1 rRNA gene is annotated in these 212 nt (G+C 55.2%); it reads left to right on the top strand.

Annotated elements, in window-relative coordinates:
* Positions 1-144: 144 nt before the first annotated feature.
* A 5S ribosomal RNA gene (rrf, locus tag OQ02_RS39960) occupies positions 145-212 on the top strand; the annotation flags it as partial.

Genomic DNA, 212 nt, shown 5'->3' with positions numbered 1-212 from the left:
TGACCGGTACTAATAGGCCGAGGACTTGTCATGAAGACGCTACGCATCCACTGTGCGGTTCTGAAAGAACCGAACCGGACCATCAGGTCCAAGCCTCTTGAGGGGTTTGGGTGTGGTGCCTACGGGTTGGTAATTTCATAGTGTTTCGGTGGTCATAGCGGTTGGGGAACACCCGGTCCCATTCCGAACCCGGTAGTTAAGCCTTCCAGCGC

Origin of the sequence: Saccharothrix sp. NRRL B-16314, from assembly GCF_000716595.1 — a bacterium.
Lineage (GTDB): Bacteria > Actinomycetota > Actinomycetes > Mycobacteriales > Pseudonocardiaceae > Actinosynnema.
Note: the sequence above shows the minus strand (reverse complement) of the source record. Positions and strands in the feature narration are given on the sequence as shown.